Origin of the sequence: Paenibacillus sp. FSL H8-0457, from assembly GCF_038051935.1 — a bacterium.
Taxonomy (GTDB): domain Bacteria; phylum Bacillota; class Bacilli; order Paenibacillales; family Paenibacillaceae; genus Paenibacillus_AQ; species Paenibacillus_AQ lautus_A.
Genome location: NZ_CP150293.1, coordinates 1,796,179 through 1,810,000 on the forward strand (window position 1 = coordinate 1,796,179; position 13,822 = coordinate 1,810,000).

Sequence of the window (13,822 nt, forward strand, 5' to 3'; positions counted from 1 at the left end):
AAGGAGGTAGACAACATGTTGAAATTGGATCTTCAGTTATTCGCATCGAAAAAAGGTGTAGGTTCCACAAAGAACGGTCGTGACAGCGAATCGAAACGTCTTGGCGTGAAACGTGCAGACGGTCAAGCAGTGACTGGCGGCAGCATCTTGGTTCGTCAACGCGGAACGAAAATTCATCCAGGCACGAACGTGGGTATCGGTAAAGACGATACTTTGTTTGCGAAAGTGGACGGCGTTGTGAAATTTGAACGTTGGGGTCGTGATCGCAAGAAAGTGAGCGTCTACCCGGTTGATGTCGCTCCAGTAGCGGCTGCAGTTGAAGCTTAATCGTTTCTTATGCTGCATACAGAAGAAGCCTTTCGGCATCGTTGCCGGGGCTTCTTTTTTTGTAAATTGCGCAAAGAATGATCATCCAGGGGGATGAACCGTCCTGAAAGTCTATGATATACTGGGATTTGGTGAATGTAACCAATTGCTGTTGAAAGACGAGGAGAAGCGATGAAATCCTGGAAATGGATAGCAGCTGTGGCGGGGTTAACCTCCGTAATACCGGTGGCATGGGTGGTATGGAAGCCATCTTTGGCTGCAGGAGCAGTGTTGACGGCTTGGGCTGTCGCCGCGTCTGCCTGCGGAGCATGGCTTGTCCGTAAATCGGACGAGCGCAGGCAGCAAGCCATCATTCGGAATATGGAGCAGACGGCGATTCAAATGTTGAATCACCATCGTCATGATTGGATGAATGAGCTTCAAATTTTGTACGGCTACATTCAACTGGGGAAGCTTGATAAAACCGTGGGTTCTGTGGAAAGAATAAAGGACAGGATGGCGACGGAGAGCAGGATCTCCAAGCTTGGCATTCCTTCATTGGTTTTTTATTTACATTCATACCGAACGTACAGCAGCAATCTGCAGCTCTGCGTTGAAGTGGTGGACCAGGTACAGCTGGAAGACAAAGTATCGCCACAAACGGCAGAGTCTTTTACCGAAGCGATCATTCAAACGGTGAGAGCCTTTCAATTGAGCGGAACGGCGTCATGGGGGGATACCCGGCAGTTAACATTAACATTTATGCAGCAGGAGCAAGAGCTGATCGTATGGGCTCTAGGAGAAGGTTCCTTTGGAGACCCGGAGGGCTTGAAGCTTCAGATTGAACAATCCGTAAAAGGCGAAGGCATTCGGGTGGAGCAGACGGAGCCGGGGGAAACCTCGTACCGCTTGTATCTGCCGTTTGTGACTTGAGGAAGGTGATTTCATGTTTGTAGATAAGGCAAAAGTATATGTAAAAGGCGGCGACGGCGGCGATGGGCTCATTGCGTTTCGCCGTGAGAAATACGTTCCTGAAGGCGGACCTGCCGGCGGCGACGGCGGTAAGGGCGGCGACGTGATTTTCCGGGTGGATGAAGGACTGCGCACGTTGATGGATTTCCGTTACCAGAAGCATTTCAAGGCCAAGCGCGGGGAAAAGGGCCGCAATAAAAGCCAGCATGGGGCCAATGCGGAGAGCATGATTGTCCGTATCCCGCCGGGTACCATCTTAACGGATGACGATACCGGTGAAGTGATTGGCGATTTGACCCGTCACGGTCAACAGGTTGTTGTTGCCAGAGGCGGCCGCGGGGGCCGCGGAAACATCCGCTTTGCCACGCCGAACAATCCGGCGCCCGAGCTTGCCGAGAATGGAGAAGAAGGCGAAGAGCGCTACGTAACCATGGAACTTAAAGTGATGGCTGATGTAGGTCTCGTCGGATTCCCGAGCGTAGGCAAATCCACCCTGTTGTCTGTTGTATCCGCGGCTCAGCCGAAGATCGGGGCATACCATTTCACGACCATCACGCCGAATTTGGGCATGGTTGAGGTCGGGGACGGGCGCAATTTCGTCATGGCTGACCTGCCTGGCCTGATTGAGGGTGCCCATGAAGGCGTGGGACTTGGCCACGAATTCCTCCGGCACGTGGAACGAACCCGCGTCATTATCCACGTCGTGGATATGGCAGGCACGGAAGGACGGGATCCGTTCGAGGATTGGCAAAAAATCAACGATGAGATTAGGCTCTATAACCCGGTTTTGATCGAACGGCCGCAAATCGTAGCCGCCAATAAAATGGATATGCCGGAAGCAGAGGAGTACTTAGCGGCCTTCAAAGAGAAGGTGAAGGAGATTCGCCCTGACATCGAGGTGATGCCGATCTCCTCGCTGACCCGTCAGGGGATCCAGGAACTTCTTTATCGCACGATCGATGTGCTGGAGAGCATTCCGGATGAGCCGGCGATTGAAGAAGTATCCGAAGTTTCCGAGCGCAAGGTGTATAAATTCAAAGCGCAGAACGACAATTCCTTCACCGTCACCAGAGATAATGAAATGTATGTGGTGCACAGTGAGCGAATTGAGCGAATGCTGAAACGGATGCAGATGAATTCGCATGATGCGATCCTGAAGCTTGCCAGAACGATGCGTCACATGGGCATTGATGAAGAGCTGCGGAAACGGGGCGCGACGGAAGGCACCATCGTACGGATCGGCGATTTCGAATTCGAATTTGTCGAAGGCAGCAGTTACTATTGATGTTCAGATGAATATATGTATAACAAAAATACCGCAAGGTCTGTCTACAGCAGGCTTGGCGGTATTTTTTTGCGTGAAGGAAGGTGTTTCCCATAAATCATGAATGAAGCGCGCAGCCGTATATTCCATTGGCTGTGAGTCTGGCTCGAAATGCCGGATCACGCTTTCCAAATTTTGCATCCACTTATCGGATAAATCGTATACAATAGTAGTACAATAGTACCTTTTCCATAGATCTCAGGATGGAAGGAACGGCGCAAAAAGGAGAGTAGAACTATGGCTATTATTGAAGTCGTAAAATACGAAGGCCCGCCGGATGTGTTTGCCTGGCGTTATCCGAATCAGGAGTTAGGCACCTGGACCCAGCTCATTGTTCATGAGACGCAGGAGGCGATCCTGTACAAGGGCGGTCAGGCACTGGACTCTTTCCCGGCAGGGCGGCATACGCTGAGTACGGCAAACATCCCGATTTTATCCAATGTCATCAATCTTCCATTCGGAGGGAAGTCTCCCTTTACGGCAGAAGTCTGGTTTGTGAACAAACTTCGTTCGCTGGACGTGAAATGGGGGACCAGCTCACCGATCCAGCTGCAGGATCCGAAATACAACATCATCGTATCGCTCCGAGCCTTTGGCCAATTCGGCGTTCAAATCAGCGATCCGCGAAAGTTTCTGGGAACCATGGTCGGTACCCTGCCAACCTTTGATCAGGGAACGCTGGTCAAATATTACCGCGGCGTGCTGATGTCCAACATTACGGAAATCATATCCTCCTATATCGTTCGGAAAAAAATCAGCGTTGTGGAAATCAATGCTTACATAGCGGAAATATCCAAACACATCATGGAAGCGATTGCGCCTTCATTTGAAGAGATGGGGATTACCCTGCTGAATTTTTATGTGGATTCCATCAACATACCGGAGCATGATCCTGCAGCTGTCCGAATCAAGGAAGCGTTGGCAAAAAAAGCGGAGATGGATATCATCGGTTATACCTACCATCAGGAAAGAACCTTTAATACGCTTGAGGGAGCGGCGAAGAATCCCGGAAGCCCGGCAGCGGTCATGGGAACGGGGCTGGGCATGGGACTCGGAATGGTCGGTCCGATGTATGAGACCGCCCGGCATATGTTTGACCATGCCAAACCTCAAGAGAAGAACGATTTGCAAATCGAGCAGAAGGCATGCACAAAATGCGGAATGCTGAACGGGGAAGAAGCGCGGTTCTGTTCGGGCTGCGGCCAATCGTTTCAGACTCAGGCCGAGGAAGCGCCGGCGAAAGCCATCCTGTGCAACGATTGCGGGCAGCCCCTGGCTCCGAATGCAAAGTTCTGCCTTCACTGCGGCGACCCTTACCATGCATGCCCGAAGTGCGGACATGATCACCCGGCAGGCGCAGCCGAATGTCCGGATTGCGGTGCACCGCTGCCGATGCCTTGCCGGGCATGTGGAGAATTGGTGGATGCCGAAGCCAAGTTTTGCCCGCACTGCGGGTCGAGTCACGCGCTTACATGTCCAGGGTGCGATCATGAGATCAAACCGGGCCAGAAGTTTTGCATGGAGTGCGGTCATAAATTGATGTGAAGCGAAAGCGGGGGAATCAGGTGAATACAAGAACCAAGGATCGAAACGGGGCATGGCTGGCAGCCATTGCGCTTCCGTTGGTTACGATCCTCTTGTTTGGATGGATCGGCGGGATGTTCCAGCCGAGTTCTTGGATATCGGGAATTGCCGTTGGATGCGCCGAAGCGGCCGTTCTCCTATTTATCGGTGTTGTCATCGGCAGGGGGAAGGCAGCTTCGTCAGGCACCCCATTTTATATTGCTTCCGGCATCATAATTGGTATCTATACGGTGTCCGTTGTGCTGGAGGTTATTTTGCTGGGATACTTATTTAAGCTGCCTGTATCCTCGTATTTCATGATTCATCTGATTACGTTTTCTGGATTTTTCGTTGTTCTTGGGCTCGTATTCCTGGCGGCAAAATATGCAGGCGCACAGGAGCGGAAGGAAAGCGATCATCTCGCGGTCAAGAGAGAGACTGTAGCCTGGATCGGGGAGATTCGCAGAAAGCTAAGCGAACTGCCGGGAGAGAACATGCCGTCGTTGGAACGGCAGATCGCCGAGCTTGAAGAGACGCTGCGTTATAGTGATCCCATATCACATACCTCCTTATATGAAGAGGAGCAGTTGATTCAGCAAAAAATTGCGATGCTGGAGGACCAAGTAACATTGATCGGCGAGGCGCAAGCTGAACAGCGCAAGGAACTGGCAGAGCAAACCGTTCCTATCATCCGCGATATTCTCCGAACGGTGCAGGATCGCAATACGGTGCTTCTGAAGGCAAAGGCGGGATCAACCTAATGCAGATGATAGAGGGGATAGCATATGGGAGCTTCTAATCCGAAGCGTTTTAAACTTAAGTTCACGAAAATGGATTATTCGATCATCGCGCTGGCCGTGCTTTTTTTCCCGCTGGCCATCGTGCTGGCAGCCGTGCGGGTGCTTGTCACCCATCGCCACAACCGTTGTAAGGGAAGGAACAACCGCCTTTTCGGCTGGGTGCTTGCCATTACCTATGGAATCATAGAATTGCTCATGATTTTTGCGACGATTGATGACAAAGATATCGAAAGCCTCTATTCGGCCACCGTCGTTTGGGGCGTCATCATTCTGGTTCCAGCCATGATCATGCTGGTGATCGCCAATAAGGAAGACAAGAAATTCGGCAGCTTGCTGCAATTCTATTCGAATGCCATCCTGCATCGAGGGCTCGTTCAGGTCGAACACATTGCCCGTGAGGCGAGACAATCGCCTGCACACGTGATCCGGGATATCACGTTCATGTTTGAAGAGCGTATGCTGCCTAACGGAAAGCTCGACAACGGAGTTGTTCTCATCCCGTCCTTGCACAGAAAGTCCGAACCATTCCGTGGCGAATTCGTTTCTCGCAGTGGGCAGCACGTGCAGTATTCAATGGGAGATACGACTGCAGGCCCGGCCCCCATATCCCGAACCGAACCTGCGTCCGATCCGGCGCCTAAATCCGTGGAATGCCCTGGCTGCGGAGCAAGAACGGTCGTAACGCATGTGGAGGGGAAGGAATGCGAGTATTGCGGTACCGTGATTGTGGCATAGCACGTCGGATGTACCATTTAAAAGAGAAGAGACTGGGGAGAACTTCGTATGAGCGTTCCGGTAAAGCCTTTTAAATCGCAATTTACCTCATTCGATTATTTTATTATTGGACTGACGTATGTGTTTTTTCCATTAGCTTTGATTATCGCTGCGTTTCGTATTCTGCCCACGCAGCAGCATCACAGTTATCAGGGAAGGAACCTTAGATTGATCGGATGGGTATTGTTCGGCACTTATATTGTTATCCTGGTAATCAATTTAGTGACGAGCGAAACCAGCGAGCAGTTCTTAAACGATAATTTAGCGATGGCGTTGTGTATATTGATCCCCGCGTTGTTTTTGCTGGTTGCTGCCGACTTCTTAGACAAAAAATTCTGGAAGCTGCTCGGAATTTACAGGGAGGCTGTCTTGCAGCGGCGGTTAATTTACATCGAGCATATCGCGATCGTTGCGAATCAAAGTCCGGCCCATGTGATCCGGGATTTGAACTATATGTTGAAGGAGCGCATGCTTCCTGCCGGGAGGATTGAGGATGGCGCGCTGGTGATCCGTTCGCTGCATAGAGAGCCGGTAAAACCCGTTGAATCTCAAACGAAGACGGAATCGAAGTCTGTGGCATGTTCCGGCTGCGGCGCAAGAACCGTGATTTCACGGCATGAGGAAAAAGAGTGCGAGTACTGCGGCTTGACCATGAGATACACCAGTTAGCTTGAAGTTATCGGCAGTCTCCGGAATACCGGGGGCTGTTTTTTAACGCATCATTTGCAAATTTGACGTGAATACCTATGAGTTCCGTTTCGAATTGCGATATAGTATAGGCTATAGGGTTGACCCGGAAATATCGGGTTCGCTAAAAATGGGTCACTTATGTATTGCCCTTACGGGGTATATCCAGTATAATGTCCACTATACGAATACAGTAGTCTTTGAGGAGAGGACGTTTGTGAAGGAACGCTACTATCTGGTCCGGGAAGACATCCTTCCCGAGGCTGTAGTTAAAACGATGCAAGTGAAAAAACTGCTGGCGTCGGGAGACGTGAGGACGGTTCATGAAGCCGTCGAGCAGGTAGGGCTTAGCCGCAGTGCTTTTTACAAGTACAAGGACGGCATCCACCCTATCAATCAATTGGAACGTGATGAAATCGTAACGATTTCCATCGATATGGAACATCGCTCGGGCATGCTATCCGAGGTGCTGGGGCTGGTAGCGGGTGAAGGCGGGAACGTGCTGACCATTCATCAGAGCATCCCGCTGCAAGGAATCGCGAATGTCGTTATTTCCGTCGAAGTTTCCCGGCTGAATGAGGAGCTGGATGATCTGCTTGACGGATTGAGGCGGATAGCCGGAGTCAGAAGAGTGCAGATGATAGGGCAAGGTTAGGGTAGAAACGACGAATAAATAGATATCTATGTGATGGGATACAGGAGGTAGTGTATTAATGAAACCGGTCAAAGTAGGGCTTTTGGGATTAGGAACCGTAGGAACAGGCGTTGTCCGCATCGTTGAGGGGCATCAGGAGGATTTGAGCAGTCAGGTCGGTTCGCCGATTACGATCGAGCGCATCGCCGTCAAACATTTGGAGAAGTACCGCAGCGTCAATGTGGATCAGAGTAAATTAACGGAAGATCCCTGGGCGGTCATTCGCGATCCCGAGATTGATGTCATCGTTGAAGTAATGGGCGGGATCGAGCAGACGAAAACCTACATCCTCGAAGCGCTTGAGCGCGGCAAGCACATCGTAACCGCCAATAAGGATCTGATGGCTCTGCACGGTGCCGAAATATTGGCCAAGGCGCAAGAGAAGCAGTGCGACGTGTTCTACGAGGCAAGCGTTGCCGGCGGCATTCCCATTATCCGCACGCTGATTGAAGGCTTCTCGTCGGATCGTATCATGAAAATCATGGGGATCGTGAACGGTACGACCAACTTTATCTTGACCAAGATGAGCCAGGAAGGCGCCTCCTATGAGGATGTCCTGGCAGAAGCTCAGGAGCTGGGGTACGCGGAAGCCGATCCGACATCCGATGTGGAAGGCTTGGACGCGGCCCGCAAAATGGCAATACTCGGTACCCTCGGCTTCCGCACGAACGTTGAGCTCCAGGATGTATCCGTCAAGGGCATTTCGCAGGTTACGAAAGATGATATCGCTTATGCCAAACGTCTGGGCTACGAGATGAAACTTCTCGGTATCGCGGAGCGTCAGGACGATGAATTCAGCATCAGCGTCCAGCCGACGATGGTTCGCAAAGGTCATCCCATCGCCGCCGTGAACGGCGTATTTAACGCGGTGTATGTATACGGGGAGGCCGTCGGCGAAACGATGTTCTACGGAGCGGGCGCGGGCGAGATGCCAACCGCGACATCCGTTGTGGCAGACCTGGTGGCGGTCATCAAGAATCTGAAGCTTGGCGTTAACGGTCTGAAAGCCATCGTTCCTTATAAACCGAAGAAGCTAAAAACCGATGAGCAGATCATGTACAAGAATTTCATCCTGCTTCATGTGGACGATAAAGCAGGAGTGCTGGCGCAAATTACGCAGGTGTTCGCTCAATATAACGTCAGCTTGGAGTCCGTTGTTCAGCAGCCGAACGAGCACAACCCGGACGCAGAGATAATCATCGTTACGCACAATGCGAGCAAAGCCAGCATGGACGAAGTGCTGAATCACTTTGAAGGCCTGGAAGTCATACGCCGAATCAAAAGTGTTTACCGCGTTGAAGGATAAGGATTAGAATCCATTAAATCAACATATATAATTTTTTCATAAGAAAAGGAGAACATGAGAGATGCCGTATGAAGGATTGCTGCAAACCTACAGAGAATATTTGCCGGTAAATGAGCGTACCCCGCTGCTAACGCTTAAGGAAGGGAATACCCCGCTCATCAAAGCCGTGAATCTATCCGAAGAGCTCGGAATCGATTTGCATTTCAAATTCGAAGGGCTGAACCCGACAGGTTCATTCAAAGACCGCGGGATGGTCATGGCCGTCGCGAAAGCAATGGAAGAAGGAAGCCGTACCATCATGTGCGCTTCGACGGGCAATACATCGGCTGCGGCTGCTGCTTATGCCGCTCGCGGCGGATTAAACTGCATCGTGATCATTCCGAACAACAATATCGCGCTGGGCAAGCTCGCGCAGGCGATGATTTACGGAGCGAAGGTGATCGCGATTGAAGGGAACTTTGACCGCGCGCTGGAAATCGTTCGCGAGATCACGGCCAAGCATCCGATTTCGCTGGTAAACTCCGTGAATCCTTATCGAATCGAAGGCCAGAAGACGGCTGCATTCGAAGTCGTTGACCAGTTGGGCAAAGCTCCGGACGTACTGGCCATTCCGGTCGGCAATGCGGGGAACATCTCCGCTTACTGGAAAGGATTTAAAGAATACCACGCAGCGGGCAAATCCGCTTCCCTGCCGAAGATGCTTGGGTTCGAGGCGGAAGGCGCCATGGCTATCGTCAAGGGTGAGCCTATTCCGAATCCGGAAACGGTAGCGACGGCCATCCGCATCGGGAACCCGGCCAGCTGGAAAACCGCGGTTGCCGCCGCTGAGGAATCCGGTGGACAAATTAACTACGTTACGGACGAGGAAATCTTGGAAGCATACCGCAAAATCGCATCGCGCGAGGGGATTTTTGCCGAGCCAGGATCGGCCGCCTCCATCGCAGGCGTTTATAAAATGAAGCGAGAGGGATATTTTAAAGGTGGGGAATCCGTTGTCTGTGTGCTGACAGGACATGGGCTGAAAGATCCGAATATCGCGATTTCTACCGTGAACGCCGAACCGCTCGTCGTATCGGATACGGAATCGGCCGTAATGGATGCCATCGCTAAGCTTGAAGGAGCTGCGCGGGTATGAGTTTGTCCCAAGGCGTCCGGGTGAAGGTTCCGGCCAGCACGGCTAATTTGGGACCCGGATTCGATACGCTCGGCATGGCATTGTCCCTGTATTCCTGGATCGAGATGAAAGCGTCGGAGAAGACCGTGTTCCATCTTCATGGCGATGAGATGGGCGGTCTGCCGACCGATAAGAGCAACCTGATCTATAAGGTGGCTCAAATGGTTTTTGAAGAAGTGGGACAGGCAGTTCCTGATCTCGAGATTTCCATGTATTCCGAAATTCCGCTTACCCGCGGCCTTGGCAGCAGCGCATCGGCGATCGTAGGCGCGCTGGCTGCAGCCAACGCTCTAATCGGGTCACCACTGCCGGATTCCAAGCTTTTTGATATGGCGACGAATCTTGAGAAGCATCCTGATAATGTGGGGGCTTCTTTATTTGGAGGAATCATTGCGGCCGTATGGGATGGATCCCATGCGGATTATATGCGCATTGAACCTCCGGCGGACCTTGGAACGCTCGTGGTGATTCCCGATTTCGAGCTGGCGACATCCAAAGCAAGGGAAGCGCTGCCCGCCCAGGTCAGTTTAGCGGATGCTGTATATAATATTAGTCGGTCCTCCTTAATGACCGCTGCTCTTTCGGCAGGCAGACTGGACTTGATTCGTGCCGCGATGAAAGACCGGATTCATCAGCCATATCGTGCGCCGCTTGTACCGGGGATGTCCAAGATTTTGGCCGAAGCGCCTGATCACGGAGCACTCGGCATCGCGCTGAGCGGAGCGGGTCCGACGATGATTGCGCTGGTGGACCGGAACGAACCGCGTGCAGAAGAATTGGGCACGTATCTCACGGAGACGATGAAGGCGGAAGGAATCCTGTCTTCGTGCTACCCATTGAATCCAGTTGCGGAAGGCGTCCAGCTCTTGGATGATATTAATAATAGATCCTTTTCGGATATGATTAGAGGGGAAGTTACCGCATGAAAAAAATAGCCTTGTTGCCCTCAGGATCGGTATCTCATGAAGCGATACTTTATCTCCTAAATGGTGAGCCGGTGGAATTTGTCCACCATAAACTGATCTCTGATGTATTTATGTCAACAGTAGAAGGAAAAAGCGATTACAGCGTGATCCCGATCGAGAACACCATTGAAGGCTCCGTAAGCCTTCATATGGATTGGCTGGTCAATGAGGTGGATCTGCCGATGCAGGTGGAGTGGGTCTATCCCTCCATCCAGAACCTGATCGGTAATGCTGCCGAATTCCGTTCAAGTGACGGAACGATGGATTACAGTCAGATCAAAAAGATCTGGTCCCACCAAGTTGCGACAGCCCAGTGCCGTCAGTTCCTAGCGAAGGCTGCACCGCAGGCTGAGTTGGAGCAAGTGGGCAGCACCTCCGAAGGGGTTAAGATCGTAAAGGAGAATCCCGGCCGGGGATGGGCGGCAATCGGCACTTCGCTAGGCGCGGCCACCCACGAATTAAACGTGCTTGCTGAGCGTATTACCGACCATGATAACAATTACACACGGTTTGTGCTGATCGGACGCGAGCCGATATTGGTCAACCGTTCGCCGGAACATATCAAGACCAGCATTCTCGTAACGCTTCCAGAAGACGTGCCGGGAGCGCTGCATCAGGTGCTTTCCGCTTTTGCGTGGCGTCGCCTGAACCTGTCGCGGATCGAATCCCGTCCAACGAAGAAGAAGCTCGGTAATTACTATTTTTATATCGATGTGATGGCCGCAGCGGATTCCGTTCTGTTGGTTGCCGCCATGGGAGAGATTGAAGCGCTGGGATGTCTGGTTCGAGTGCTGGGCTCTTATCCGGGCTATGCCTATGAGAGTGAGAAAATGGAGGTTAAGTAAATGTCGGAGCAATGGATCTATTTAGATGGAGAATATGTCACGAAAGAGAATGCTAAAGTATCTGTTTTTGACCATGGGTTTCTGTACGGAGACGGCATATTCGAAGGCATTCGAATATATAACGGCAACATCTTTAAGTGCAAAGAGCACTTGGACCGGCTGTATGATTCCGCCAAGTCCATCGATTTAGTCATCCCCCTGGCATATGAAGAACTGCTGGAGGCTATGGCCGAGACCATTCGACGCAATGACATGCGGAATGGGTATATCCGTATCGTGGTATCCCGCGGTGCCGGCAACTTGGGGCTGGATCCGCGCCGCTGCCCTAAACCGACCGTGTTGATCATTGTGGAGCAGCTGGCGATTTATTCTGAAGAAGCTTATCTCAATGGCCTGAAGGCCGTCTCCGTTGCCCAGCGGCGTAACATACCGGATGCGCTTAACCCGAAAATCAAATCCTTGAACTATTTGAACAATATCCTCGTGAAGATCCAATCCAACTTTGCGGGAGCGGATGAGGCTATTATGATGAACGCGCAGGGATATGTGACGGAAGGCTCCGGGGACAACATTTTCATCGTCAAAAACGGCGTGGTCACTACGCCTCCGTGCTATCTTGGCGCACTCGAAGGCATTACGCGCCAGGCCATTATCGATTTATGCGAGAAACTCGGCATTAAACTGAAGGAAGAGCCGTTCAGCATGCATGACGTATATATTGCGGACGAAGTATTTTTTACGGGCACGGCTGCTGAGGTCATTGCGGCCCGCGAAATTGACGGACGGATCATCGGAAAAGGCCAGGCTGGTCCCGTTACGCTGCAATTGCTGGAGGAATTCCGCAAAATTGTGGATCAAGACGGTTATAAAGTATGGGAATCCTAGGGTTTCAGGACAACTAAATAAACGACTTAAACCATCCTTTCATGTCGATGAAAGGATTTTTTTTGCCCAGAGGGATGTCAATCGCCTATTCCGTGCATAGGATGTAGTAACGAAAGCGGGCGAATTACATGACGCCTAGAAGAGTGTAGGAGGTTTTAGCGGCGTGAAGATACACATCGTCAAGGAAGGCGACACCCTATATGAGCTGTCCAAAAAATACGACGTACCTTTAGCGAAAATCATCGATGCCAATCCACAGCTGGTGGATCCGAATAAGCTCGATGTCGGTGCCAAGATCAAAGTTCCGACCGAGCCCGTTCAGGTCCCTGACGGCAGCCAACCCATTATCCATAAGCATACGGTAAAGCAGGGAGACTCCCTCTGGAAACTGTCCAAGGCATGGGGAGTCACTCTGAAGGAAATCATCAATGCCAATCCCCAGCTTAAAAATCCGAATGCCCTGCTGGTGGGGGAAGTCGTCAACATCCCTTCATCTGGCGGTTCTATGGAGTCCGGCGTTGATGACGGGGTTTCCATGAGCAGTGGCAGCGGTGCAGCTGCAGGCAAGAAGAAACCCGGCAGCAAGGATTACACCGGAGTTAAGGAAGAAATAACAGCGCCGATCGAGCAGCCTCCGGTCGTTCCTGAGGTTAAGGAGCCTGAGCCGCCGATTCTGCCGAAGCTTCCGGAGATTTCGCCTTTCCCCGAGGAGCCTAAGAAAATGGAGCCGGAATACAAACCGGAGATATTACCTGAAATCAAGAAGCCGATCATCATGCCGGAAAGCAAGAAACCAGAGATTATGCCAGAGGTGAAAAAACCGGAAGTGATGCCGGAATTTAAAATGCCCGTAATCATGCCAGAGTTTAAACCAGAATTCAAACCAGAATACAAACCGGAGTTCAAGCCAGAGTTTAAACCAGAGTTTAAACCCGAATTCATATCTCCATATAAATCTATGGAGCCGGAGTATACGTATCCTGTCAAAACCATGCCGTTACCGCATCCTGTTCATCCCATAGCCGAACCATGTCCGCCTTTTGCCCAGATGCCGATGCAGATGATGCCTCATCCGTGTCCGGAGTTTCCTTTTAAAGAGGCACCCGCATTTGCAATGCCTCCATTCGGTCTTCATGAAGGTCCCTGCGGGTGTCATGAGCCTATGAAATGGCCGGGCGCCGATTATGGCAATGCCGTCCATCCGTATCACAACATGCCGCAGGAAGCGATGCCGGTTTCCTACAATGAAGGCTGGGGAAGTACAGTTTCAGGATATCCGGGTCTTTCTGAACAGCCGATGAGCATGGAATATTCCCAGTTCTCAATCACGGAATCTTATACAGGGAATATGGTTTCCGACTACCATCCATATCCCGAGCATCATCATACAGCAATGACATATGGTTATGTTCCGTCTCCTTGCGGATGCCACGGGGGAGAAATGGGGTCGCACCATCACATGCCGCATTTCGGGTACCCACAACATGGGCATCATCCGTACGCGCCTGACATGGGGGCATCGTATCA

General features: G+C 51.4%; 14 protein-coding genes (1 of these 14 cut by a window edge). All 14 read left to right on the forward strand.

What is annotated here, in order from left to right; genetic code table 11:
* Positions 1-15: 15 nt before the first annotated feature.
* A complete protein-coding gene (rpmA, locus tag MHI43_RS07690; RefSeq protein ID WP_015734021.1) occupies positions 16-327 on the forward strand; it encodes a 50S ribosomal protein L27 in 312 nt (103 codons plus the stop codon).
* 171 nt (positions 328-498) lie between these two features.
* Complete coding sequence (locus MHI43_RS07695) at positions 499-1,239, forward strand: Spo0B domain-containing protein (RefSeq protein WP_235201772.1); 741 nt, start codon at positions 499-501, stop codon at positions 1,237-1,239.
* A gap of 13 nt (positions 1,240-1,252) precedes the next feature.
* The gene (gene obgE, locus MHI43_RS07700) at positions 1,253-2,563 is read left to right on the forward strand and encodes a GTPase ObgE (RefSeq protein WP_009594013.1); all 1,311 of its coding nucleotides are present in this window, start codon (positions 1,253-1,255) and stop codon (positions 2,561-2,563) included.
* Between the two features lie 276 nt (positions 2,564-2,839).
* Positions 2,840-4,147, forward strand: a complete 1,308-nt coding sequence (locus MHI43_RS07705) for an SPFH domain-containing protein (RefSeq protein WP_015734022.1) — start codon at positions 2,840-2,842, stop codon at positions 4,145-4,147.
* Positions 4,148-4,167: 20 nt separating this feature from the next.
* Complete coding sequence (locus MHI43_RS07710) at positions 4,168-4,926, forward strand: FlxA-like family protein (RefSeq protein WP_036662712.1); 759 nt, start codon at positions 4,168-4,170, stop codon at positions 4,924-4,926.
* 24 nt (positions 4,927-4,950) lie between these two features.
* Positions 4,951-5,700, forward strand: a complete 750-nt coding sequence (locus MHI43_RS07715) for a hypothetical protein (protein ID WP_015734024.1) — start codon at positions 4,951-4,953, stop codon at positions 5,698-5,700.
* 48 nt (positions 5,701-5,748) lie between these two features.
* Complete coding sequence (locus MHI43_RS07720) at positions 5,749-6,408, forward strand: hypothetical protein (RefSeq protein ID WP_015734025.1); 660 nt, start codon at positions 5,749-5,751, stop codon at positions 6,406-6,408.
* A gap of 235 nt (positions 6,409-6,643) precedes the next feature.
* The gene (locus MHI43_RS07725) at positions 6,644-7,081 is read left to right on the forward strand and encodes an ACT domain-containing protein (protein WP_009594028.1); all 438 of its coding nucleotides are present in this window, start codon (positions 6,644-6,646) and stop codon (positions 7,079-7,081) included.
* Between the two features lie 58 nt (positions 7,082-7,139).
* The gene (locus MHI43_RS07730) at positions 7,140-8,426 is read left to right on the forward strand and encodes a homoserine dehydrogenase (RefSeq protein ID WP_015734027.1); all 1,287 of its coding nucleotides are present in this window, start codon (positions 7,140-7,142) and stop codon (positions 8,424-8,426) included.
* Positions 8,427-8,487: 61 nt separating this feature from the next.
* A complete protein-coding gene (gene thrC / locus MHI43_RS07735; protein ID WP_015734028.1) occupies positions 8,488-9,561 on the forward strand; it encodes a threonine synthase in 1,074 nt (357 codons plus the stop codon).
* Positions 9,558-10,526, forward strand: coding sequence for a homoserine kinase (thrB, locus tag MHI43_RS07740; protein ID WP_015734029.1), 969 nt, complete (start codon positions 9,558-9,560; stop codon positions 10,524-10,526). The genes thrC and thrB overlap by 4 nt, the downstream gene beginning before the upstream one ends.
* Positions 10,523-11,410, forward strand: a complete 888-nt coding sequence (pheA, locus tag MHI43_RS07745; RefSeq protein ID WP_009594007.1) for a prephenate dehydratase — start codon at positions 10,523-10,525, stop codon at positions 11,408-11,410. The genes thrB and pheA overlap by 4 nt, the downstream gene beginning before the upstream one ends.
* Positions 11,411-12,295 (forward strand): branched-chain-amino-acid transaminase, encoded by an 885-nt coding sequence (ilvE, locus tag MHI43_RS07750; RefSeq protein WP_015734030.1) that lies wholly within the window; start codon positions 11,411-11,413, stop codon positions 12,293-12,295.
* A gap of 163 nt (positions 12,296-12,458) precedes the next feature.
* Positions 12,459-13,822, forward strand: partial view of a LysM peptidoglycan-binding domain-containing protein gene (locus MHI43_RS07755; protein WP_015734031.1) — the 5' portion only. Its footprint extends 379 nt past the window's final position; only the first 1,364 of its 1,743 coding nucleotides appear in the window; it begins with the start codon at positions 12,459-12,461; its stop codon lies off the right edge, out of view.